We start from the raw sequence: 24,657 nt of genomic DNA, 5'->3' as shown, positions 1-24,657 counted from the left end.
CTATTATTCTTCAAAATTCACTGTAACTTGACCAAGATGCGCAAATCGAGCTGTAAATGTATCACCAGGTTCTGCAACGACCATTGCTGAAAGTGCACCTGATAGAATAACTTCCCCTGCACGCAGCGGAATATCAAATTGAGATAGCTTGTTTGCTAACCAAGCAACGCATGTTGCTGGATTACCTAGTGCAGCAGCTCCAACGCCAGTGTTCACTAACTGACCGTTTTTCGTTAAGACCATACCTAGTAATTCTAAATTTACATCTTCGATTCGTGTTGGTTTTCCACCTAATACATAAAGACCACTGGAAGCATTGTCAGCAATTGTGTCCGGCAATTTAATCTTCCAATCTTTTACTCTACTACCGACGATCTCTAGTGCCGGAACGATATATTTAGTAGCCTGCAAGACATCAAGAGTAGTAACATTTGGTCCGATTAAGTCTTTTTTCAGAATAAAAGCGATTTCACCTTCAACTCTAGGTTGGAGTATTTGACTCATAGAAACGGTTCCACCATTTTCAACAACCATAGAATCAAGTAAATGTCCGTAGTCCGGCTCATCTACTCCAAGTAATTTTTGCATTGCTAGTGACGTTAAGCCGATCTTTTTTCCTACTACTTTTTGTCCAGCATCTAATTTCCTTTGAATATTTTCAAGTTGTATATGATAAGCTTCCACCGGTGTAAGATCTGGGTTCACTGATGTTAAAGGAGCAATTCCTACGCCTGTTACTTCTGCTTCTCTAAGTTGGTCAGCAAATTGTATTGTTTGAGTAGTCAATATGTTCCACTCCATTCCATGTTAATTAAGATGTAAAAAGTCAATTGATTTTACAACATACATTAGTTTAACTTCTTCAATCATCTCCCGAAATCCTCCCTTATGTTAGGGATTTTATATAATAATCTTAAAATTATAATAACTCTACTTAGTTGCGCATACAACCTCGCAGTTGTTCTATACGCAACAAAAAGTATCTTTTTTGAAACTTTTTCATCTTTTTTCGTTAAAATAAAAAAGAGACTTTTGCAGCCTCTTTTCTTATTTAAGTATTTACATTTGTTGCCAAAAGCGAATTGACACCTTTTTCTCCTGAAATTTGTGGTGGCCAAGTACAAAGGTCGAAAGGATAATCTGATCCTGGAACTACCCTGTCTTCGCCAACTGTATTTAGTAAATACTGCAAACTTCCCTCGTTCCAAAGAACGGTGTCATACCACATTCTTTTTAAATACTCAATCGGCGGTGCTTGTAATACTGACGAAACATTGTTCCACATACTGTAGCCTTTATTTAATCTTCCTATTTGGTAGGGAAGAAAACCGCCGCCATGGGCAAGCAATACTTTAATATTCGGGTACTTGTCTAAAAAGCCACTTAGTAATAAATCAGTTGCACATACTGTTGTTTCCCAAGGAACACCAATTAAATTAGGCATCATTCTCTTCTTTAGTCTTGGATCTTCACATAGTAGCGGATGAATAAAGATAATCGCATTTAATTTATTAGCCTCTTCAAAAAACGGTGCAAAAAAATCATCTGATAACATATATTCGGATAGTCCCGGTCCAATAATCGCACCTTTTAAGCCCAATTTCATTGCTTCATTAAGCAACCCGGCAGCCTTAACAGGACTATTAAGCGGTACAGTAGCCAGTCCTGATATTTTTTCTGTTTCTCGATCAGCCCAATTAGCTAAAGAGCGATTATAAACTTGCGATAATTCACTTGTTATTTCGGCGGAGAAATCATACATAAATAATTGTGGAATTGGTGATACAAGCGAATGCTTGACGCCAATGTTTTTTTGTTCATGTAAATACAGGTTCTCATCTACGAAAGATTTCTTTAATTCAAAGCCCCATTTTTCATTTACAACAAGAAAGTCCTCTTTATTTGGGTCTTTCTTTTCCCATTTTGCATTGACTAAAGACTTATTTTCTTTTAGCCATGCGATTACATCTTGCGGTATAAAATGAGTATGTACATCATACATATGTTTCCACTCTCCCTGTTTATAGTTTATAGCTTTTAGTTTCATATATCGAAATTACGTTTCTCTATAACATACACTATATCAAAAAATCAGTTAGAAAGTAACAAAACTTATGAAATTTTTAGAATATTCCTTTAAAAAAATTTATCACTTTTCAATTTTCATTTTTTTTGATATGTTTTCTATAGAGAGAGTGCGTTCTTCTATATGAAACTACGAAAGGGTGTACTAAATTGACAACGAATGATAGGGATTCAAAAGATAACAAAGATAATTTGCTTTCATCAGTAAAAAATGCACTATTAATTTTACGGAGCTTTTCAATGGATGAACCTGAAAAAAAGATTAGTGATCTTGCCACAGAGTTAGGTCTGAATAAAAGTACTGTCAGCCGAACAATGGCAACACTTGCTAGTGAAGGGTTTGTTTATAAAGATCCCGAATCAAAAAAATATCGCTTAGGAATGACAATTATTTCATTAAGTGGCATTATCAATAATAACATGGATGTCTACCGTGAATCACAGCCAATTTTAAATAAACTGGTCCAGGACATCGATGAAACGGCCCACATCTCGGTTCTTGATAATACCGATGTTATTTATATTCAAAAAATTGAATGTAAACATTACGTAAGAGCACTATCACATGTTGGAAGACGAAATCCGGCTTACTGTACTAGTTCCGGTAAGGTTCTATTGGCTCATGCAGATGATAGTGTTGTAGAAACTGTGATTAATACAGGACTAAAAAAATATACTGATACAACAATTACTGATCCCGACAAGTTAAGAGAAGAATTAAAAAAGATAAAAGAAGATGGATTTGCCTATAGCTTGGCAGAATTCAATGAAGGTGTCCATTCAGTAGCGGCACCTATTTACGATTATACCGGAAAGGTAATAGCGGCCCTGACTGTGGTTGGTCCGATGCAACGAATACAGCAAAGCAAAATTAGACCACTTGCCAAAAAAGTCATTGAAGCCAGTATGGAAATTTCAGATAGAATGGGCTATTGGAGGTAAGAAAAGCACAAGCGCTAGACAAGAAAAATCGGGGCAGGATTGTCCCGATTTCTTTTTTTATAGTTTACTGGATAATTGTAATAAAAGCTTTGAAATTTCCTCAAATCTTTCAATTCTAGTATTAATATCTTTTGCTTTTTCTAATTGACTAATAACAGTATTGTTTATAGAAGTAACCTCATCCGTAATGGATTGAAGGTCAATCTTCAAATCATTTAATGTTTTTTCAATTTCGATACTTGCATCATTACTGTGACCAGACAACTTCCGGATTTCATCTGCAACGACTCCAAATCCTCGTCCGACATCTCCAATTCTTGCAGCTTCAATAGCAGCATTTAGTCCAATTAGCCTTGTTTGTGAAGCGATTGATTTAATAGAATCCAAAATCTGGCTAGATCTTTTAAACTTATTATTAATATCAGCAGCCTTTTCTTGGAGTGCTTCACTTTCACTTTTTATTTGGGAGGCAATTTCCAAAAACAGTTTTATAATACTCCCAACCTCACCACTAGATTGTGATAATTCCTCAGCACTATTATTCAAACCAGTCCAGGTTTCTATGTTCCTAGCAATTCCCACCGAACCGATAACATTATTATTTTCATCTATTATTGGATACCCTGAAAGTCTAACTGGTAAGCCATATAAAGAGGCATCCATATTCTTAACAGCATACTTTTTCGTTCTCATAGCTTCTGCAGATGCCGAAGTCGGTTTGAGAGGATCACCTGGAGAAATATTCAATTTCAATGTTTTCCCATCTTTTTGTATAATAAACTTTTCTTTGTCTGTAACGGCAAATCCCATATCTACTTGCAAAATATCAGCAATAAATGGCGTAACCACAACAAGCGCATCCATTAGTTGCTGGGCTGTTACATTTCTTTCCATTGTATTCGCCTCCTTACTTCATTAAATTAATAGAATAGTATTTTAGTATAGTAGTAAACGTTTCCATATATCACAATAATTTTATCATTCGAATTCACTGTTTACAAGTTGTTAAAAGAGGGGCTATCCCAATTAATAGACTCATATGATCTGTTAACTTGAGATACCCCCCTTAAGGTTTAAACTAATTGTTGAACAATTTGAAGTGCTGCTTCCCCACACATTTCATCCTCTTCAGCGCTTCCTCCGCTAATACCGATACCGCCAATGACATGACCATCAACAGTAATAGGGAAGCCACCGCCGAAAATAACAAGCTTCGGAGTGTGTACAATTCCATTTAATAGTGCTGGTTCATCCTTTATCATTGGATACCAATCACCGGTAGGTTTTTTAAATCCAATAGCAGTGTATGCTTTATTTTGTGATATGCCGATACTTAGAAGCGGAGCATGATCCATTCTAGAGAAAGCTACTAAATTTCCGCCTTCATCTACAATCGTAATATTAACAGCGATTCCCAATTCCTTTGCCTTATTTTCAGCTGCTTCAATCATTTTTTTCGCAAGCTCATTTGGAATGGAAAACTTCTCTATTAACTTCATATAATCCCTCCTAATTAATTCATTTTTGAACGGCGTTTTTCTACTGATTCACCTGCAATTCCCCAATGTGATGCAGGAATTTCATTAATAAGTACACGAACAGATTCAATTGGTGCTTCCAATGTTTCACAAACTGTATTCGTTACTTCTTTAATTAGCCGTTCTTTTTTTTCAGGTGTACGTCCTTCCATTATAGTAATCTGAACTAAAGGCATTCTTTGACACTTCCTTTTATTATTTGATAGAATCTTCTTAATTTATAGTAAATCCTTTTTGTTCGTATAACAACATTATTGTTGCTTTATATGAAATCAAAAAAAATTTCGATTTAAAGTATTAATTATTGTATATATTTTTTGAATCTTTTGCTAAAATACTTTGTATCATATACAGAATTTATGTTGCTTTATAAGCAACATTTATGTGTAGCGTTTAGGAGGAGGTCATAAAATGAGAGAGAGAAAAATTCAGAAAGTCCTTGTAGCAAACAGAGGAGAAATTGCAATTCGCGTATTTCGTGCTTGTACTGAGCTTGGAATACGTACTGTAGCCATTTATTCGAAAGAGGATTCTGGCTCCTATCACCGTTACAAAGCGGATGAAGCCTATTTAGTTGGTGAGGATAAAAGTCCAATCGATGCCTATTTAGATATTGAAGGAATCATCGAAATCGCAAAAGCAAATGATGTTGACGCCATCCACCCTGGATACGGCTTCTTATCTGAAAATGTTCAATTGGCGAAACGCTGCGAAGAAGAAGGAATCATTTTTGTCGGACCGAAAGAAAAGCATTTGGAGATGTTCGGCGATAAAGTAAAAGCGAGACACCAAGCTGTTTTAGCGAATATTCCAGTTATTCCTGGTTCCGATGGTCCTGTATCAAGTGTTGATGATGTAAAAGCATTCGCAAGTCAATTTGGCTATCCATTCATTATTAAAGCTTCCTTAGGCGGCGGCGGTCGCGGAATGCGAATCGTTCGCAGTGAAGATGAACTCGTTGAAAGCTATAATCGTGCAAAATCAGAAGCGAAGTCCTCTTTTGGTAATGATGAGGTCTACGTTGAAAAATTCATTGAAAATCCTAAACATATTGAAGTGCAAATTCTAGGTGATCAACACGGAAACATTGTTCACTTGTATGAACGCGATTGTTCTGTCCAACGTCGTCATCAAAAGGTTGTTGAGGTTGCACCAAGTATTTCCCTATCTGATGACTTACGTGAACGCATCTGTGAAGCAGCTGTGCGGTTAATGGATAATGTAAAATATGTAAATGCCGGTACAGTTGAATTCCTTGTTACAAAAGAAGAGGAATTTTACTTTATTGAAGTAAACCCAAGAGTACAGGTTGAGCATACCATTACTGAAATGATTACCGGAATTGATATCGTTCAATCACAAATCCTAATTGCGGAAGGACATCAACTCGACAGTAAGGAAATCAGTATCCCAAATCAGTCTTTTATTAAAACTCATGGCTATGCCATTCAATCACGTGTCACAACAGAAGATCCAGAAAATAATTTCATGCCTGACACAGGAAAAATCACAGCGTACCGTTCCGGTGGTGGGTTTGGCGTTCGCCTTGACGCCGGAAACTCCTTTGCCGGTGCTGTCATCACACCATTTTATGATAGCTTGCTTGTGAAAATCTCCACACATGCTTTGACATTTGAGAAAGCAGCTGCGAAAATGCATCGAAATTTAAAGGAATTTAGGATTCGTGGTATTAAAACGAATATTCCTTTCTTGGAAAATGTAATTACGCATGAGAAATTTTTGACAGGTCAATATAATACAAATTTCATTGATCAAACACCGGAGCTGTTCATTTTTCCACAGCGTAAGGACCGCGGTACAAAGATGTTAAGCTTTATTGGAAATACCACTGTAAATGGAACTCCAGGCCTTGCGAAAGAAAAGAAACCACTTCTTAAAAATCCAAGAATGCCAAAAGTGAAATTATCTGAACCAATACCAACTGGAACAAAGCAAATTCTTGACCAAGAAGGTCCAGAAGGTCTTGTAAATTGGATTAAAAACCAAAAAGAAGTTCTATTAACAGATACAACATTCAGAGATGCGCACCAATCCCTACTTGCAACTCGTGTTCGTACAAATGATTTAAAACATATTGCTGAACCAACAGCCAGACTATTGCCAAATCTTTTCTCTGTTGAAATGTGGGGCGGTGCAACATTTGACGTGGCCTACCGTTTCTTAAGAGAAGATCCATGGGTAAGGCTGCAGGTATTAAGAGAAAAAATGCCGAACCTATTATTCCAAATGCTGTTACGTGCTTCCAACGCCGTTGGTTATACAAATTATCCAGACAATGTCATTAAAGAATTTGTTCAGAAATCAGCAGAAAATGGCATCGATGTTTTCCGAATCTTTGACAGCTTAAACTGGGTTAAGGGTATGACATTGGCGATTGATGCTGTTAGAGATACAGGAAAGATTGCCGAGGCAGCTATTTGTTATACTGGGGATATTGAAGATAGCACAAGAACGAAATATAACCTTGAGTATTATAAGAATATGGCAAAAGAGCTTGAAAACGCTGGAGCCCATATTTTAGGAATTAAAGATATGGCAGGTCTATTAAAGCCGCAAGCAGCCTATACATTGATTTCGACTTTAAAAGAAACCGTGAATATTCCGATCCATCTTCATACACATGATACAAGCGGAAATGGCATTTATACCTACGTGAAGGCCATTGAAGCCGGCATAGATATCGTTGATGCGGCAACAAGCTCTATGGCGGGATTAACATCACAGCCAAGTGCAAATACATTGTACTATGCGTTGCAGAATCAAGATCGCCAACCAAAGGTTGATATTCAGTCACTTGAAAAGCTGGCCCATTATTGGGAGGATGTACGCCACTACTATAAAGTATTTGAATCCGGAATGTATGCTCCTCATACAGAAGTATACAATCATGAAATGCCAGGCGGACAATACAGTAATTTACAGCAGCAGGCAAAGGCTGTTGGCCTAGAGAGCGAGTGGGACAATGTTAAACAAATGTATCGCAATGTAAATGATATGTTTGGCGATGTTGTTAAGGTAACTCCTTCTTCTAAAGTTGTAGGAGATATGGCGTTATACATGGTTCAAAACAAACTTACAGAAGAAGATGTAATCGAACGTGGTGACACCCTTAATTTCCCTGATTCTGTAGTGGAATTTTTCCAAGGTTATCTTGGTCAGCCGTACCAAGGCTTCCCTGAAAAGTTGCAAAAAGTAATTTTAAAAGGTCGTGAGCCAATTAAAGTTAGACCCGGAGAATTACTTGAGGCTGTTGACTTTGATGCCATTAAAAAAGAATTGGAAAACACATTTGAACATGAGGTTTCTGATTTAGATGTGATCAGCTACGCAATATATCCGAAAGTATTCGAGGAATACCAACATTTCTTTGACCAATATGGTGATGTTTCCGTCCTTGATACCCTTACTTTCTTCTATGGTATGCGCCTCGGTGAAGAAATCGAAGTGGAAATCGAACAAGGAAAAACATTGATTGTTAAGTTAATTTCCATTGGTCAAACACAGCGAGACGGTACAAAAGTCGTTTACTTTGAATTAAACGGCCAGCCTCGCGAAGTCATTGTTAAAGATGAAAGTATGAAATCTGCTGTAGCAGCAAAACCGAAAGCAGAAAAGAAAAATCCAAATCATATTGGTGCCTCTATGCCTGGAACAGTTGTTAAAGTATTAGTAGAAAAAGGAGAAAAGGTTAAAAAAGGTGACCACTTAATGATTACAGAAGCAATGAAAATGGAAACAACCGTTCAAGCTCCATTTGATGGGGTTGTGACCGACATCCATGTTAGAAGCGGAGAAGCAGTCCAAGCGGACGATTTATTACTAGAACTGGAAAAGTAAGAAAAGCAAAAGCGCCCGTTCAGCGAAGTTTACGAGTTGCTGGGCGCTGGAGCTAGGCATTAGAAAAGCGAAAAGGCTGGTTCCTTAAAATTTAAGGATCAGCCTTTTTTTGATTATCTTAGAATTTTATTCATTTCTCTGCATGGTTCTACAACCATATCGGTTATTGGCATACTTTGACATGCTAAACGGTAGCCTGCAGAATGTTCGTCATCTGATAACACAGATTTCGAAGCAATTCCATCTAATGTATGTCCACTGACAACCTTTACTTTACACATCCCGCAACCACCACCTTTACAGCCGACAAAAATTCCACCTGCTTGGCGTTGTGATGCATTAAGGATCGTTTCATTCTCCCTCACAGCTATCTCTTTTTCTCTTATAACTACTTTATAAGCTCCCATTTTACATAACCCCTTTGTTGAAAATTTCAATAATAAGTAGAAGGAAGTTTCCCGAATATTTGGTACCGCTCCCGAGCGCATCCAAATCGAGAAACTTCCTTGTTATCTTTATATTATTTTTTATGAGAATACAGTCGTAAATCTTTCGTTTAATTCTCTTTCGAAGTAGAATATTGCCTTACCAATCGTATCTTCTGTCCAAGTAATCGTTGGAGAGTCAGGATATGTGATATAGCCGCCACAGAATACTTCGTTACGGTTACCAGATGGGTCAAAGAAGTAAATTGTTGTACCTCTTGTAATACCGTGACGAGTTGGTCCTGCATCAATCATGACGTCATTTTTAGCCATAATATCAGCAGCATTTCTTAGTTCAACCCACTCATCTAACCAGAATGCAAAGTGGTGTAGTCCATTTTGAGGGCCTTTTATAATAGCAATATCATGGGCTGTATTTGTTTTGAATAACCATTTACAAATAGTAACATCATTATTTTCCCCTGCTACTAATTGCTCACTTACATGAAAGTCGAAAAGGTCTGTGAAAATCTTCACTGCCCCATCTACATCGTCTCCGGCAACCAATAAATGATCTAGGCGTGTTGGATGCATTCCTACTAATCCATCTGGCCATGGATCTGGATTCACCAGTGGTAAGCCATTGCCTACTACTTCAATTTCACTATAAAGTTCTACAGTTTGTCCAGTAGGAATTACGAAACGTACCGCTTCTCCTTCAGCAAGGCGAGTTCCGGCCGGTACACGCTCAGTAGTTACACCATAGTTATTTAATTTTTCTTCATATAGATCTAAATCAGAGGCAAACTCACATTTAAAGGCTAAATGAACTAAACCTGCAGAATCATTCTTTTTCAGAATAACACTGTGATGATCGTGCTCATCCCAAGCTTTTAAATAAACTCTATCTTCTTCACGAGCAACTTCAATTAAACCGATTACATTTTTGTAATACTCAATAGATTTTTCCCAGTTTGGACATCCGATTTCTACTCTTCCTAAGCGCATGATTGCCATTACAACATTCCCCCTAATTTTATTATTTTTACTAATTTATAGATTAAAATATTTCAATAGTATTGTCTTCCTACGAAATATTCTAATTTTTGATTATTTTCAGACATATACATACAGTATAAACTAAATAATAGAATTATTTTCAGTCAATTTTTGATAGTTGTTAACATTTTGTTACAAATCAAATTGTATTTCACCTAAAATAATAAGCATTTGTATTGCCAGAAATAATGGATAACTTGAGGCTGGTTGACGGATGTCTACAGACAAAATATCCTTTATTTTCTCAATCCTGTATCTTAATCCACTAATGGATAAGGCTGAGCTGCAGGCGGTTTGTTCCAAATTACCGCCATTCAAAATATAGTGATACAGTGTTTTCGTCAAGTCCATGCCCTTTCGGTTATCGTATTCTAATAGATCTTTTAATACTTGAATCGAATATTTTCTAATTGCCTCTTTATCTCCAGTCTGAATTAAAAGTCCAATAAACCCAAGCTCTTCATAACTAGTAATTGGTTTAGATTTCGTACTAAGCTTCACCGCTGTCAAAGCTTCTTCGAGTTGATTTTTAGCTAACTCGATATTATCCTGGCATGTGCTAATACCACTATAAAAAGTAGGACACGGGTATGACTTTGAACAAACCGTCATAATCTCTTCGGTGAGACTCTGTATAGTCTTATTACACTGATTTAAAATATCATCCTGAATATAGATTACAAAATTTTCTGATTTATAGGTTATTAGTATTGGAATGGACATCTTTTTGAAAAATCCCGATATTTTGGTAACGAGGTCATCTTTCCATTCAATTTCTTCCTTTACATTATGCTCCGTATGAAAAACGTTAACCACTACTATATGAAAGGGCTTTAAAAAATCCACACTCACATAGTGACCCATTTTTATAATTTCTTGTTTACTCATTTTGCCCGATAGAATTTCTTCTAAAAAATTCCCACGCATGCGTTGTTCTGCCTCAATCACAGTTCGATCATTTAGAAGATACATCGCACAAACTACCGACGACCTTTCGATCATCATATTTTCCAAGATTGAAAATTTATCTGTTGGTCTTATGACAGAACAATAACCCGTAACCTGATGATTTAATATAATCGGAATCATTAAGCGGTAATGTTGACTAGCAACCTGCACAACGGCCGGTTTGAAATCTTTAAGAAATTCCAACTTCAATTCTTTAAACCGTTTCATTTTTGTATTTTTATAACACTTCATCTGCTCATTATTCTTTATTATTTCTTTTTCGTCTAATCCTGCTGCTGCCAACACGTTAAATTGATGGTCTTCAAACATAATCGGTACATCCAATGTTTCAAAGAGAACGCTTGCAATAGACTGCAAATCATGGCCTTGGATTAATTCACTAGTTAAGCGTTTATGGATGGTAAAAGATTTATCTAGATTATCTCTTTCTTCCTTTATTTGTTCATAAGCTGACTCTAACTCTTTAATTAAGCTAGTTTCATTAAAACTAAATAACTCTTTAACTTCTTTGTCTTTCCATTCTCGCTCCGGCTTAGCAATCCAATGACAGCAGTCGTCACCTTTACCTTCACACTTGATCTCTGTTACAATAACCTTCATTCCTAAGATTGTTGATATATAGCCGCTGGCATAGCCAATCGTTGTGTAACAAGTTGGTCTGTTGTCTAAACCAAAAAGCTTCTTCCATTCTTCAGCTTCATGTGAATGCCGCCAAATTCCTTCCATATAGAAACTATTCTTTTTTATATCCATCTCGAGCTTTAAAGGTCGGACATAGACATGACCTTTTTGGGTATGCAATTTTGGCCCATCAAGAATCATTTCTTCTTTAGACTTGTTCGTATTATTTTGTAAGGTAATAGATGCATCATGAACGCCAAGACTCCATCCGTGCAACACAAGAAATTGTCTCGTTCTTATCTCTCCAACCATCTCTAGTAAACCCTGACGCAATAGACTCATAGCCGCTGTTGAGGTAATAAAGACTCTTTGGTTATTCAAATAGATCTTACCATCTGAAGGAAATCGAATAACAGATTCATTTTCAACTGAAGAGTGATTCGCCAATACAATACCACCTCGATCCAAGAAAATTATTCTAGTCTCTTGATGTCAAAATCAACAAATGACAGCGCTTTAATTTCATTCAGCAATTACTGAATGAAATTAAGCCTCCGGCGGATGCCTCTGAAAATCTGAGGCAGAAATACGCCGAGGCGTATTTGATAATACAAAAAATGTCTTGTATAATCAATATATCAAAGTTTGTCCCATATACAAGGATTGTGTTGCTATATATGAAACAACCATCGTCTTTTCTGGAAATTTTCTTAATTGTTTTTTAAAAAAGGGGGATGTTATAGAAGAATCCTATATAGGATATCACTTACTTCCTAAAAGCTGTCAGGAATCTGAATTTGGTTCCTGACAGTTTTTAATTAATAACTAAAATTCATCTAAATAGATATGGTTTCCTCTTAAGCCTTTTCCATATAAGGCATCTGTTACCGTTTCGCACATGATCGGCGGCCCGCAAAGGTAAGCATCCATCCCACTACATGACTCCATCTTTTTCTTGATTACATCAGCAATAAATCCTCTTTCCCCACTCCAATTTGAGTCATCTGAAAGATTGGATAGTGCAGGGATAAAGTGGAAATTTGGATATTTTCGTTCCAATTCAAGCCAATCTTCTACTAAATATAAATCCTGTTCTGTTCTAGCCCCATAGAAAAACCATGCTTCATGGTCAAAAGAGGCAGAAAAAACTTCTTCAAGCAAAGCCTTGATTGGGGCCATACCTGAACCGCCAGCAACAAACACTAAATCTTTATCGCGATCACGTAATTGCATTTTCCCATATGGTCCCGAAGCTTTTACAGTTGCTCCAACTTTAAGGTCACACATATAGTTCGAGCCAATGCCATTTGGAATTCTTTTAACATGAAGCTGAATCTTTTTGTTATCAATATATCTAGTTGCCGCGGAATAGGACCTGAGTTCTGATTCACCTTGAACCTGAAATTCGAAAAATTGCCCTGCGCCATAAGGTACAGTTGTTGGTTCGGTCAACTCCAGATCAATAATGTGAATATCTGGTGTAACCTGCTCATTTTTTTCGACTGTTGCTTCAAAATCAACAACCGGATAAAATGTTAGGCCTTCTTCCTCTTCTTCTTCAATTTCCACTACAAGATCACTCTCTGCCAATGTGCTGCAAAGAAGAATCATGCCATCATCTCTCTCAAAGGAGAGAAGAGAGTATTCGGATACTCTCCCCATAATTTCATAATTACCTTCCAGCACCCTAGCTTTACAAGCACTACAGCTGCCATGACGACACCCATACGGTATTTGAATACCATTACGGATAAGGGCATCCAAAATCGTTTGGCCTTCCCTCACTTGTATTTGATTCCCGCTAGGTTCAAGAGTGACCTCATATGTTTCTACCATTGTCTTACTCATAACAAATGAGTCCTCCCTTTTATGCTATTTGAATATTTTTATAGTCTTCTAGACTGCAATGATTTGAATTGGTGCACCGTTTCTAATTCCCATTTCTTTCAATGTTTTCTTTTCATCGACATCGACATCTTGACCACCAAGCCATGTCACTAACTTATAGCGATGATTGTCTTCATTTAAGTTCCATAAGCTAAGACCGGCTTCTTTTAAATCTAATCCCGTCATATCATATTTTGCCCTAAGTGCGATATAGGTTAATAATTCATCCCCGCCAGCTAAAGAAGATGGAACTATATGGACCAACAAATGGTTTGGATCATGTAAATAACTGATTGCCAATTGTATTCACCTCCAATTATTTGAATCTCTTATCAAAATTAATAACTTGGCGGTATTGCAGCCAACGTAAACGGTCTCTAGATGAGTAATGCTCTCCCGCTTCTTCAGGACTAAACGCTAAATACTTAAACAGATCCATCGGAACATTTTCTCCAAATTCACCACTTACATAAGCTTCAGCTGGCCACCACATTTGCATATACTTTTGTGGTTCTGATTCAAATAAATGTTTACAGCCTGGTGAACATGTCATATGGATATCACCATTGTATTCACTGTACTGTGTCCATTGTTGTGTTGGTTTATCCGGATTTACAAATTCCAATGGAATTTGACATACTTTACATACAGATGGGATTCCCGGACTAGTAACAGCTAATGCGTGATCACCTTGACGCTTATAATAAGACGCATAATATTGGTCAAACGTATTTGGGTACTCACTTGCCAGCCACTCATAATCATCCGGCTGCAGCTTAAATGTTCTAAATACATTAGCATGTTTATAATGATCTAAAATTCTCATAGTGGCATGGGAGTAATGTTCTTTTTCCTTTATGCTATCTTCTGCATGTAAAGGTAGGCGAATACCATATTTTCTTAGATCTTTAAATAAGCCATTAAATACTTGGTCTTCAATATAGATTTCGAAAGCTTTTTTCCATGAGATTGGACGAATACGCGGGTAGTAATCCACGATTACTGATACAACAGAAAACATTCTGTAGGCTCTCCAATACCATTTATCCAACCACTTCTGAACAATCGGAACGTTTCGGTCATCTTCTTCTAATAGCATTTTCAAGGCAGACATTCCGAGCGCCATATGTCTTGATTCATCCGATTGTACTGTTTTACCTGTCGCAGCAAAATGCTCATCACCAACAGCAGCTGCTGAGGAAGCAAATGGCAAGAACAAAATATTTGTAAAGCAATATTCAAATGAAAAGGAAATCGCCATCAATGCTTCAAATGGTCCTGCACTTAATGCATCTTCAAAGAATGACTTTGGAACGGTGTTAAACCAATGATTCTCATTTGTTTTAGCATAGGAATGTAGACCATCGTAATATTTACTCATATGGGCATAATGTTTAATCTCAATTTGTGCGTGGCGCAATTCATCGATTGCTTGGGCAAAAGTAGCAAAACGGATTGCTTCAATTGGAATATTCCTTCCAATATAAGCCATTAAGCGGTGTGCTTGATATTCTGCTGGCTGAACAGCTACAGCAAACGCTTTTACCCCTTCATACCATCGGGAGTCTACTACTTTTGCATGTCCATGATTGGCTTCAAAAGCATTAACCACCGAATGATAGATAGAATCCTTCTCCGATTGAATTTTTACATATTGATTGTAAGTCATACGGAAAGGATCTTCCCATTTTTTCGGATCTTTAATATGAATTCCTTCTTTTTCGATTAAAGGATACACTGTTTTCATATCAAAGTCTTTTGGTTCCCACATTAAATCTCTAGTTAAATATTTATATTGATCTTTTGAACTAAGTTTAACTGCCAAAGAACTCACCTCATTTTTTAGTCAACGTTATTCCAACGAATGATTAGCTGTTCATCGTCCATCTCTTCCATAAAGCCAAAATAGGATGCCATATAAATATGAAGTTCATCCATAGACCAATCTCTTCCTAGATGCTCTTCCACATTACACCTGTTAATAATCAACTCATTGGGAGCCTTTAGTTTAATAAATGTTGAAAAATCATCAACTTCTACTCCCGTATTGTCATCCTTTGCAGCAGCGATAATTGCTTTGATAACCTCCCCGCCACTAGTATCTAAATCGATACCAACATATCTAACTGTATCAACAGACATCTTCATTCCTCCTCTTTAGACTGGTGAAGCCGCACAATGAAATGGAATTCCTGCTTTTTTGTAAAGTGGAATAATATCCTCTTCCTCTATTTGCTTCAATATTTGCTCCAAATCTATACCAAGATTGTGTTTTTCAAATAAAGGTGCAAGTGCTAAAACAGCTTTATATGCTTTTGGATACCACTTCTCCACCCATTCCTGAATGATTTCTAAATTGCTCAAGTTTTCCTCTGGTGTCTCCCTTGGGTCAGTGAGTGTTCTGCCCCAACGATAATCACCAGGCCACTCCTCGTACCCTAATGACTTCAAATAATCCCAACGGCTCGTTGGTTTATCATTAGCAAAATGTTTAAATAGTGCGAAAGCCCAATCCGATTGCCATTTCATTTGTTTATTAATCGTTAAATTTAATACTGAAAGATGATAATCGTTAAACTTTCCAGCTTCCTTAGTTAAATGTTTATACATTAAATTCCCTAACAAAAGATCTAAAGTAAGGTTTTCTGCTAAAATTACTTCCGCCCAATCGTTTGTTACTAATAATTCTTCAGCATAGCTGCGTAATGGCTGATAAGCAGGCTCATTTAATAGAATCTCCTTACTATGATCTAGGAAATTACCATGATGCTCCTGCATATTCATTGCCCAAAGTGTAATCCATTGTGCTCTACCTGTTTTATCATAGGCTTGAAAAGTAGCACATTGCTCTATCGGCGTACCTAGAGCATAGCGAATTACATGCTGCATTTGGACATTTTCACCATATTCGATATGGCGTAAAGGAGTGTATATATCACGTAGCGCATCTGCCCATTGGCTTGGCAGATTTTCGATTATTCCTAATTCCTGTGCATTTTTAAACCCATTTTCCACTTCAATAGCTAGATTTTTTCTATCCCTAGTGTAGGTTGTATACCAATATCGTTTCGGATCTCTAAACGCTTCCCAATCAGAAGATTTAATTCTTGTATAGCGAGGGTCATAAAGATCATAATCTCTTTCATCAAAAATATTACGATAATGATAATGCATATAAGTTTGCATTCTTAACGTTACTTCTTCATATTCATTTTTCGTATCCCATGTAAAAGGTTTTTCACGAATTGGTTTGATCTGTGATGATTGATCAGCACTCATTTTCAATTCCCTCCTAGACTTCTACTCTACTAATGCTATTTAATTTTATTACCTACATACAAATATGAATGATGTATCAGCTACTAGTATTTCTTTTCACCATGACTATCTGAACATGACGTCTTTCCGGAGCAATTCCCACAGCACTTTCCGTCTTTTTTACCATTACCTTGCATAACAGTACACCTCCTCTTTTTTCCGCTTCACTTGATATTTATATTGTATTGAAAGCACTTTCAACTTTAAACAACACGGTTTGTTATAATTTTCTAAATATTTAGTACTAAAATGTTTGTAAAATTTAATAAACATTATGTTTTTAATATATTTAGAAGGAAATATATATATAAAGCATAATAATATATATAAGCTATAAAAATGTAAGTATAAAGGAGTTTGACAATGAAAAAAATATATCGACCAAAAGATTTAGTGGAGGTAGTAACAAAAGGGAATATACCACCAAACTGTGATTTAACATTACAGCTGCAGCCTACTTTTTCTGATGATGGTATAGCTCGTGGAGTTTGGCAAGTAGATGAAAAATTTATTAATGGTATTGGAGTGGTTATGGGTGGTTATCTTTCTGCAGTAGCAGATACAATGATGGCTTATGCTATCGCATCAAAATTAAATGATAATCAAGCATTCACATCTATTGATTTACATACAACTTTTCATAGACCAGCCCAAATCGGGGAAATATATGTAGAAGCTAGAGTGGAAAGATTAGGAAAAAGAACTGCTTATGTTCTGGCAGATGTGATCCAAAATGATAAGAAAGTGGCAAGTGCTGTCTCTTCCGTGTTGATTATGGAAAATCATTAGATTTAAAATTTTAATTTGACAAAGCATAAGGGGCATTCAAATAATCTTAAGCCCGATTATTTGGATACCCCTTTCCATTTAAGCATTTATCTTATTTTTACGATAAACCATGCCATCAGCAGTTGCAATTAATTGATCATGTTCATTTCTAACTTCCATATTATAGAAACCCAATTTAGAATTTTTAGAAACTTCTTTGGCAACTGCTATTAATCTATCATTAGAAAAACCTGCTGCAATAAAGTTAATATTCACGTTAATTCCAACTGCCTGTTGTTCATACGTATTGCTAGCGATTGCAAACGCTGCGTCTGCAAGTGAAAAAATGACTCCGCCATTTGCAGTACCGTGAATATTCAGCATATTATCGGTTACATCCATCGAAACCTTTGCAAATCCCTCTGCGATTTCATCAACCGACATCCCCAATAATTTAGCATAAGGATCATTTGTAACTCTTTCCGTAATTTTAGTATCCATTACACCACTCCTACTTTTTTAGCATCCACTTTCCATCTTTAACTTCTGCTAATACCATACTATCTGCTGACAAACCATTATGATCTTCAGGAGAGAATGTAAATGTACCTGTTGCCCCTACAAAGCTTTGAACTTTTGTCTCAAGATAATCTCTGATTGCTTGGCGGTCTGTACCAGCATTTTTCAGTGCTTCAATAGCTAAAAGCATATTGTCATATCCGTAAGAACCGAATTGTGTTGGCTCTCCGCCAAATTTTGAATGATAAGCATCATAGAAATTCTTGATTACTTCATATTGTGGATCTGACTCTTCAATTTGGGTTGGGAACAATAATTTACCTGTAGGGATAACAACGCCCTCAGCTCCACCTTCAGCTAGTTCAATAAATGTATTATTTGCAATACCATGACTGCTGATATGTGGCATTGTCATGCTTAATTCTTTCATATTTTTCGCTATAATAGCTGGACCTGGATTTGTTCCCCATACAACTAGAGCTTCCGCGCCAGAATTATTAATCTTCGTTAATTGTGCACTCATATCTGTATCATTTGTATTATAAGATTCAGAAGTTACGATTTCGATGCCATTTTCACCAGATAATTCTTTAAGTACTTCCAATCCAGCAGCACCATATGCATTTGAATCTGTTAAAGTAGCAATTTTTGTGATTCCCTCTTGTTTCATGTACTGATAAATACGTGTTACTGCGTGTAAATCAGAATGTGGTGTCTTAAACACCCATGTTGACTCCTCAACAGGTGCAACTACGGATGTAGCTGCAGCAGCTGAAATCATCGGAATTTGATTTTCCATTGCCAGTCCTTTCATCGCAAGACTAGGACCGGTCGTTGAAGTTCCAAGAATAATATTCACTTTTTCGTCATGAATCAAACGGTTCATTTCTTCAATCGCCTTTTCCTGCTTAGACTCATCATCAGCAAGAATAACCTTTACCGGCACACCATTAATACCACCATTAGCGTTTATTTGTTCTTCAAGAAGCAATGTTGCATTCCATTCAGGTTCACCAAGTGGACTAGCAGGGCCTGTTTTCGAATAAATTGCCCCAATTTTATAAACCTCCGGAGTTTTTGTTTCTTCTCCTTTGTTTTCTTCTGTTGTCGACTTAGATGTGTTTCCTGTTTGCTGGCCACCACAAGCTGTAAGAAGCATTCCAACAAATAGAAAAATAATCCCGAAATTTAACCATTTTTTCATTTTCAAACCCCCATTTTTTTCAAAATTTTATTTTAGTTAATTTACTGTTTTGAATATTTATAATAAATGGAAAATTATGCGCAGATCCATTTACCCCCTAAATTCCAAACAACCAATTAACATAAAATCAATTATCCTACTGCATGACCTAAAAAAGCTTCCTTAACATTTTCATCTCGTAGCAATTCTTGTGCAGAACCTTCTTTAACAATTTCACCATGCTGTATAACATAGGCACGGTCAGATATTTTAAGAGATGCAAATACATTTTGCTCTATCAATAATACTGTTGTATTATATTGATCGCGTAAATTCTTTACTAACTCAAGTACCTCTTTCACAACAATTGGTGCTAATCCTAGGGATGGCTCATCTAGAAGCAATAAGTCAGGCTTAGACATAATTGCTCTTGCAATCGCTAACATTTGTTGCTGGCCGCCAGATAGTGTTCCTGCCAACTGATCCTTTCTCTCTTCAAGAATAGGAAAAATTTCAAACAGCTTTTCGATCTCTTGAACGACATTTTTCTTTTTTGTTTTCTGATAATGATGATAGGCGCCAAGATGTAAATTATCCAAGACACTCATCGTTGAAAATACTTGTCTATGCTCTGGCACATGAATAAGATGCCGTTGCACAATTTTTTCAGCTGATAGCTTAGTAATGCTCTCATCTTTAAAAATTATCTCACCCGAATCAGCGCTATTTAATCCGGATATTGTTTGAAGTAATGTTGTTTTCCCCGCTCCATTTGCACCTAACAATGCAACAATCTCTCCTTTATGTACATGGAGGGACAAGTTATCTAAAGCCTTAATTGGGCCATAACTAAAATGTAGGTTTTTGATATCCAATATTTTCTCGCGATCTATTCTTTTTATCATCCTATCACCTCGACTTTTTCCTCGGCTTCCTCACCAAGATAAGCTGCTATTACCTTTTCATTATTTTGTATTTCCTTAGGTGTTCCTTCAGCAATTTTCATTCCTTGGTCCAGAACGATAATCTTGTCACATATGCCCATAACCAAATCCATATCATGTTCTACAACAAAGATAGATATTCCCTTATTGCGAATTCTTTTAATAAGTTCACTCATCTCAAGCGTTTCAATATGATTCAGACCCGCTGCAATCTCATCTAAAAGTAAAAGTTCAGGCTTCGTTGCCAGTGCTCTTGCTAATTCTAGTAAGCGGAGCTTGCCTAATGGCAAACTTCCTGCATTTACATCATATAGATCCTCTAAACCAACAAATTTGATTTGCTCCATTGCTGCTTCAAGAATAATTTTCTCTTCTTTTTTAGCACTGGGGAAGCGTAAGGCAGCAGCAAGCATTCCTGATTTTGTTCTTGAATGATGTCCAACCATCACATTTTCTAAAACGCTCATGTTTTTAAATACTTGTAAGTTTTGAAATGTTCTCGAGATGCCTAACTCACAAACTTTATAGGATGACATTTTTTCGATTCTCTGGCCTTTATATTTAATCTCACCAGTTGTAGGGGGAAATACAGCAGATAACATGTTAAACATCGTACTTTTACCTGCACCGTTTGGCCCAATTAAACCAACAATTAGCCCTTCTTCAAGGGTGAACGAAACATCACGATTTGCAACTACGCCTCCAAAGCTTTTTGTAAGACCATGAGCCTCCAACAAGTTTCTCATTCGCTTTGATCTCCCTCCCTTTTACATTTGTATATCTTCAGAGACTTTCATTTTCCTATATTTGAAAAGTCTAGATTGGAAAACATGCACAAGTGAGGGTAATAACCCCTTTGGAAGAAATATAACAACTATCATTAAAATTAATCCATATAGTACATGTTCAAAATCACTTGTAATAAAAGAGATGTGCTCCCCAAGAATTTTAACGATTACTCCAATTAAGGTAATTAGTAAAGAGCCAACAACTGCTCCCCAAATACTGGTGCTTCCACCTAGTACAACCATTGCAAGGAATATAATCGATGCATCCAACGTAAAGGATGTAGGGGAAATGCTATAACTCATATGGGCCATAAGCCAACCGGCCAGTCCTGAAAACATTGCTCCTACTATAAATACTTGCATTTTATATTTTCCGGCATCAACCCCCATTGCACTTGCTGCAATTTCGCTGCCATGAATAGAACGGAGTGCCCGTCCAATTCTGGAATTAATAATATTTAAGGAAATAACAATAATTATTAATACAAAAGCCCATACAAAGTAATAGTAAGATAACCCTTGAGTTAAACTATATCCAAATAACTCTACCTTAGGAATTCCATATAATCCGGAGGCACCATTTGTTACAGACTTCCATTCTACTAATAAAACATGAACAATAATCCCAAATGCAAGCGTTGCCATAGCGAGATAATATCCATTTAAACGTGACATCGTAAACCCAATCAAAAAGGCGATCATCCCTGGTATCAACATGGAAAAGATCAGCCCTAACCACGGATTAAAGTTGTAAGTAGTTGAAAGTACAGCTGTTGTATAGGCTCCGACACCATAGAACGCTGCATGCCCTAGCGAAATTTGACCCGCAAATCCCATTAATAGCCCTAGGCTAACCGCAACAATTGTATATATACCAGCAAATGTTGCTTTAGTAATATAAAATGACTGAGTAATAACTAGGGGAAAAATTATCATCACAACCGCAAAAGCCATCAAACCAATCCAACTTGTCTTTTGAAGACCCTTCAAATTAGAGCCCTCCTTTTCCAACATTCTTTTCTCCCATGATGCCATATGGGCGAATTAATAATATGATAAGGATTACTCCAAAAACAATGGCATCCTTTAATCCTGAACTAATATAACCCGCACCAAATGATTCCATCAAGCCGAGAATCAAGCCGCCAATGACTGCTCCTGGTGCACTTCCTAATCCTCCAAGAATAGTAGCTGAAAATCCTTTAATCCCCAGCATTGACCCCATATCATATGCAGGAAAAAGTATGGGTGCTATTGCAAGTCCGGCAATTGCTCCGAGTGCTGCACTTAGAACGAAAGAGAATGAGGACATTTTCGCAGGGCTTATACTCATTAACCTTGCCGCCATTGGATTAGCTGAACAGGCGCGGAAAGCCTTCCCTATCATTGTTCTTTCCATAATGAAAAATAGTAGAGTAACACATATTAGTAAAATAATCATTACCCAAATACTTTGCGGGGTAATCGCAGCCCCCATTATATTAATAGGATCATTTTTCATAAACGGCTCAATTTTCACCGGGTTTTTTCCCCAAACCATACTCGCAATACCACGGATAAAAATAGAAGCTCCAATTGTTAAGATGATAAGACTAAGTGCATCTGCTTTTCGTGCTCTTCTTATAATGGTTAATTCTAATAAATAGCCTAAAATTACGACAATAATAATAGTTAATAAAAATCCAATGAAGTAAGGTAGCCCTAATGAAAGCAAAGTAAACATTGTCATACCGCCCAACATGACGAACTCTCCTTGGGCTAAGTTTATTACTTTCGTAACGCTATATATGGTTACAAAACCCAATGCAACGATCGCATAAATGCTACCGATTGTTAAACCAGTAATCAAAAATTGCAACAGTTCTCCCAATACTATACCCCTCCTAAATTAAATATGACGTTTTTGTAACGCCCAATTATTAGAACGCTATATTTAGAATGATACCGTTTTCAAATATTAATTGTCAATAATATTTTAAATATTTTTTAAACTTATTATATTTTTTTGTTTATTTTATAAACATTCCTAATATACCTTGATTTTTTTCAAAAAAAAAATAGTACAGGACTAATCCTATACTACCGATTCAAAAATATTTTTAGAACTTTACCACGTTATTTCTAAGTTTTTATATGACCACTTTTCGTATTTCGTTTTTATTTCGTGTTATTATAAAAACTACAACTTTTTTATTAATGAATTCATAACAAGTTCAGCTTCAGCAATCATCCGCTCTACTAATTCTTTAACAGTGGGAATATCGTTTATTATTCCTGAAATTTGACCGCCATTAATAAAGCCTTCTTCTAAATTTCCATCAACAGCTCCGATCTTATGGAATTTTTCACTTGTGAATTCACTGAATTTCGCTAGTGTATAATCCGGACTACCTTCAAATTCTAATAGTTTCTTAGAGTAAGGAGATTTCAAGACACGGCGTACACGTTTTACCGTACGTCCTACAATTACAGTATCGGTATCTGTTGCAGACAATATTTTATGCTTATATTCCTTACTAAATGGTGCCTCTTTTGTAACTATAAACCGGGTACCAATTTGAACTCCGCTTGCACCTAACGCAAGCATTGCTGCTAAACCACGACCATCAGCAATTCCTCCAGCTGCAACCACCGGTACTGTTACTTTATCAACAATTTGTGGTATTAAAGTTAATGTCGTACTTTCATAATTTGAATTAATTCCGGCTGCTTCATACCCTTCAGCCACAATTACATCTGATCCTGCAGCTTCTGCCTTTTGAGCATGTCTAACAGAACCGACAACAGTCACTACTTTTATTCCTGCATTATGAAACCTTTCAATAAATGCAGTTGGATCGCCAGCCGATAAAGAAACAACAGGCACACGATGTTTTATTAACAACTCTATCAATTCATCCACATAAGGAGACACACCTATCGCAATATTTACGGCAAATGGTTTATCTGTCATTTCCTTTGTCTGTTGGATAATTTCTTCCAACTCACCTGAAGTCATTGTCCCGGCCCCTATTGTGCCTAAGCCCCCTGCTTCCGATACCGCTGAAGTTAAAATAGCATTACTAATATTACCCATACCACCTTGAAAAATTGGGTATTTAATCCCTAATTGCCCACATAACCTATTCATTTTTTACCACCCCGTTTAAAAAGTGTTATAATAACCTTGTATATAAATTACCATATATAGGGGGAGTTGGAAATGCTTTATCCATATAAAAATAAAATGCCGAAAATTGACGAAAGCGCTTTTATCGCACCCGGTGCAAGAGTTGTAGGCGATGTTACTGTTGGAAAGGAATCCAGCATCTGGTTTAATGCCGTCCTAAGGGGAGATGAAGCACCCATTAAGATAGGTGAGCGATGTAGCATTCAAGACAATACTACATGCCATTTATTTGAAGACTATCCGTTAGTTGTTGAAGATGATGTTACAGTTGGACACAATGTTATCTTACACGGCTGCACCGTAAGAAAAGGAGCACTAATAGGTATGGGGTCGACAATACTGGACGGTGCTGAAATAGGTGAATATACAATAATCGGAGCAAACACACTAATCCCTTCAGGCAAAAACATTCCACCACGCTCTTTAGTTGTTGGTTCCCCAGGAAAAGTTGTGCGAGAATTAAATGAGAAGGACTATGAGCTAATTCAACTTTCTGTAGATACGTACGTCCAAAAGGGAAAAGAATTTAAGGAGCAATTATCATTATAATGAAAAAGAGGCTTTTCAGCCTCTTTTTCATTTTT

The 24,657-nt window shown here is 36.7% G+C and carries 24 protein-coding genes; 4 read left to right on the top strand and 20 right to left on the bottom strand.

What is annotated here, in order from left to right; all coding sequences use genetic code 11:
• Window positions 1-3: 3 nt before the first annotated feature.
• Both BAZO_RS17545 and BAZO_RS17540 read right to left on the bottom strand, forming a co-directional pair.
• Window positions 4-801: a 2-keto-4-pentenoate hydratase gene (locus BAZO_RS17545; protein ID WP_035196838.1), complete on the bottom strand. Its 798-nt coding sequence runs from the start codon at window positions 799-801 to the stop codon at window positions 4-6.
• Window positions 802-1,051: 250 nt separating this feature from the next.
• On the bottom strand, window positions 1,052-2,002 hold the full coding sequence (locus BAZO_RS17540; protein ID WP_004432283.1) for an amidohydrolase family protein: 951 nt from the start codon (window positions 2,000-2,002) through the stop codon (window positions 1,052-1,054).
• Window positions 2,003-2,235: 233 nt separating this feature from the next.
• Here BAZO_RS17540 and BAZO_RS17535 point away from each other — a divergent pair, with 233 nt between their 5' ends.
• On the top strand, window positions 2,236-3,027 hold the full coding sequence (locus BAZO_RS17535) for an IclR family transcriptional regulator (protein ID WP_004432282.1): 792 nt from the start codon (window positions 2,236-2,238) through the stop codon (window positions 3,025-3,027).
• A gap of 57 nt (window positions 3,028-3,084) precedes the next feature.
• Here BAZO_RS17535 and BAZO_RS23240 read toward each other — a convergent pair whose 3' ends face one another.
• From BAZO_RS23240 to BAZO_RS17520, 3 genes are all read right to left on the bottom strand, one after another.
• Window positions 3,085-3,921 carry a methyl-accepting chemotaxis protein gene (locus tag BAZO_RS23240; RefSeq protein WP_004432281.1) on the bottom strand — a complete coding sequence of 279 codons (837 nt, stop codon included), beginning with the start codon at window positions 3,919-3,921 and terminating at the stop codon, window positions 3,085-3,087.
• Window positions 3,922-4,100: 179 nt separating this feature from the next.
• Window positions 4,101-4,526, bottom strand: a complete 426-nt coding sequence (locus tag BAZO_RS17525; protein WP_004432280.1) for a GlcG/HbpS family heme-binding protein — start codon at window positions 4,524-4,526, stop codon at window positions 4,101-4,103.
• Between the two features lie 14 nt (window positions 4,527-4,540).
• The gene (locus BAZO_RS17520; protein ID WP_004432279.1) at window positions 4,541-4,741 is read right to left on the bottom strand and encodes a 4-oxalocrotonate tautomerase; all 201 of its coding nucleotides are present in this window, start codon (window positions 4,739-4,741) and stop codon (window positions 4,541-4,543) included.
• 235 nt (window positions 4,742-4,976) lie between these two features.
• Here BAZO_RS17520 and pyc point away from each other — a divergent pair, with 235 nt between their 5' ends.
• Window positions 4,977-8,423 carry a pyruvate carboxylase gene (gene pyc / locus BAZO_RS17515; protein ID WP_004432278.1) on the top strand — a complete coding sequence of 1,149 codons (3,447 nt, stop codon included), beginning with the start codon at window positions 4,977-4,979 and terminating at the stop codon, window positions 8,421-8,423.
• A 113-nt stretch (window positions 8,424-8,536) separates the two neighbouring features.
• Here the strand turns inward: pyc and BAZO_RS17510 are convergent, their stop codons facing one another.
• The 8 genes from BAZO_RS17510 to BAZO_RS17475 all read right to left on the bottom strand — a co-directional run bounded on the left by BAZO_RS17510 (window position 8,537) and on the right by BAZO_RS17475 (window position 16,663).
• Window positions 8,537-8,830 (bottom strand): 2Fe-2S iron-sulfur cluster binding domain-containing protein, encoded by a 294-nt coding sequence (locus BAZO_RS17510; RefSeq protein ID WP_039957667.1) that lies wholly within the window; start codon window positions 8,828-8,830, stop codon window positions 8,537-8,539.
• Window positions 8,831-8,950: 120 nt separating this feature from the next.
• Window positions 8,951-9,865: a catechol 2,3-dioxygenase gene (locus BAZO_RS17505; RefSeq protein WP_004432276.1), complete on the bottom strand. Its 915-nt coding sequence runs from the start codon at window positions 9,863-9,865 to the stop codon at window positions 8,951-8,953.
• 174 nt (window positions 9,866-10,039) lie between these two features.
• Window positions 10,040-11,944, bottom strand: coding sequence for a XylR N-terminal domain-containing protein (locus BAZO_RS17500; RefSeq protein WP_004432275.1), 1,905 nt, complete (start codon window positions 11,942-11,944; stop codon window positions 10,040-10,042).
• A 378-nt stretch (window positions 11,945-12,322) separates the two neighbouring features.
• A complete protein-coding gene (locus tag BAZO_RS17495; RefSeq protein WP_004432272.1) occupies window positions 12,323-13,345 on the bottom strand; it encodes an NADH:ubiquinone reductase (Na(+)-transporting) subunit F in 1,023 nt (340 codons plus the stop codon).
• A gap of 48 nt (window positions 13,346-13,393) precedes the next feature.
• Window positions 13,394-13,684, bottom strand: a complete 291-nt coding sequence (locus BAZO_RS17490; protein WP_004432271.1) for a hypothetical protein — start codon at window positions 13,682-13,684, stop codon at window positions 13,394-13,396.
• A 16-nt stretch (window positions 13,685-13,700) separates the two neighbouring features.
• Window positions 13,701-15,218, bottom strand: coding sequence for a ferritin family protein (locus BAZO_RS17485; protein ID WP_039957665.1), 1,518 nt, complete (start codon window positions 15,216-15,218; stop codon window positions 13,701-13,703).
• 8 nt (window positions 15,219-15,226) lie between these two features.
• Window positions 15,227-15,526 (bottom strand): MmoB/DmpM family protein, encoded by a 300-nt coding sequence (locus BAZO_RS17480; RefSeq protein ID WP_004432265.1) that lies wholly within the window; start codon window positions 15,524-15,526, stop codon window positions 15,227-15,229.
• A 15-nt stretch (window positions 15,527-15,541) separates the two neighbouring features.
• Window positions 15,542-16,663 carry a ferritin family protein gene (locus tag BAZO_RS17475; protein WP_004432263.1) on the bottom strand — a complete coding sequence of 374 codons (1,122 nt, stop codon included), beginning with the start codon at window positions 16,661-16,663 and terminating at the stop codon, window positions 15,542-15,544.
• Window positions 16,664-17,065: 402 nt separating this feature from the next.
• Between BAZO_RS17475 and BAZO_RS17470 the strand changes: the two genes are divergently transcribed.
• Window positions 17,066-17,491, top strand: a complete 426-nt coding sequence (locus BAZO_RS17470; RefSeq protein ID WP_004432261.1) for a PaaI family thioesterase — start codon at window positions 17,066-17,068, stop codon at window positions 17,489-17,491.
• Window positions 17,492-17,569: 78 nt separating this feature from the next.
• Here BAZO_RS17470 and paaI read toward each other — a convergent pair whose 3' ends face one another.
• The 7 genes from paaI to BAZO_RS17435 all read right to left on the bottom strand — a co-directional run bounded on the left by paaI (window position 17,570) and on the right by BAZO_RS17435 (window position 24,034).
• Window positions 17,570-17,971: a hydroxyphenylacetyl-CoA thioesterase PaaI gene (paaI, locus tag BAZO_RS17465; protein WP_004432260.1), complete on the bottom strand. Its 402-nt coding sequence runs from the start codon at window positions 17,969-17,971 to the stop codon at window positions 17,570-17,572.
• A 10-nt stretch (window positions 17,972-17,981) separates the two neighbouring features.
• Window positions 17,982-19,193 (bottom strand): ABC transporter substrate-binding protein, encoded by a 1,212-nt coding sequence (locus tag BAZO_RS17460; RefSeq protein ID WP_004432259.1) that lies wholly within the window; start codon window positions 19,191-19,193, stop codon window positions 17,982-17,984.
• A gap of 131 nt (window positions 19,194-19,324) precedes the next feature.
• Window positions 19,325-20,077, bottom strand: a complete 753-nt coding sequence (locus tag BAZO_RS17455; RefSeq protein WP_004432258.1) for an ABC transporter ATP-binding protein — start codon at window positions 20,075-20,077, stop codon at window positions 19,325-19,327.
• Window positions 20,074-20,862, bottom strand: coding sequence for an ABC transporter ATP-binding protein (locus BAZO_RS17450; RefSeq protein WP_004432257.1), 789 nt, complete (start codon window positions 20,860-20,862; stop codon window positions 20,074-20,076). Before BAZO_RS17450 ends, BAZO_RS17455 begins: the two co-directional genes overlap by 4 nt.
• A 21-nt stretch (window positions 20,863-20,883) precedes the next feature.
• On the bottom strand, window positions 20,884-21,894 hold the full coding sequence (locus BAZO_RS17445; protein WP_157382165.1) for a branched-chain amino acid ABC transporter permease: 1,011 nt from the start codon (window positions 21,892-21,894) through the stop codon (window positions 20,884-20,886).
• A gap of 1 nt (window position 21,895) precedes the next feature.
• Window positions 21,896-22,774, bottom strand: a complete 879-nt coding sequence (locus tag BAZO_RS17440; protein WP_004432255.1) for a branched-chain amino acid ABC transporter permease — start codon at window positions 22,772-22,774, stop codon at window positions 21,896-21,898.
• Between the two features lie 309 nt (window positions 22,775-23,083).
• Complete coding sequence (locus tag BAZO_RS17435; protein WP_004432252.1) at window positions 23,084-24,034, bottom strand: NAD(P)H-dependent flavin oxidoreductase; 951 nt, start codon at window positions 24,032-24,034, stop codon at window positions 23,084-23,086.
• A 72-nt stretch (window positions 24,035-24,106) separates the two neighbouring features.
• Here BAZO_RS17435 and BAZO_RS17430 point away from each other — a divergent pair, with 72 nt between their 5' ends.
• The gene (locus BAZO_RS17430) at window positions 24,107-24,622 is read left to right on the top strand and encodes a gamma carbonic anhydrase family protein (protein ID WP_004432250.1); all 516 of its coding nucleotides are present in this window, start codon (window positions 24,107-24,109) and stop codon (window positions 24,620-24,622) included.
• Window positions 24,623-24,657: the final 35 nt, after the last annotated feature.

Source organism: Schinkia azotoformans LMG 9581, assembly GCF_000307855.1.
Taxonomy (GTDB): domain Bacteria; phylum Bacillota; class Bacilli; order Bacillales; family Bacillaceae_J; genus Schinkia; species Schinkia azotoformans.
The sequence above is the reverse complement of the archived record's forward strand: the minus strand, read 5'-3'. Positions and strand labels throughout refer to the sequence as shown.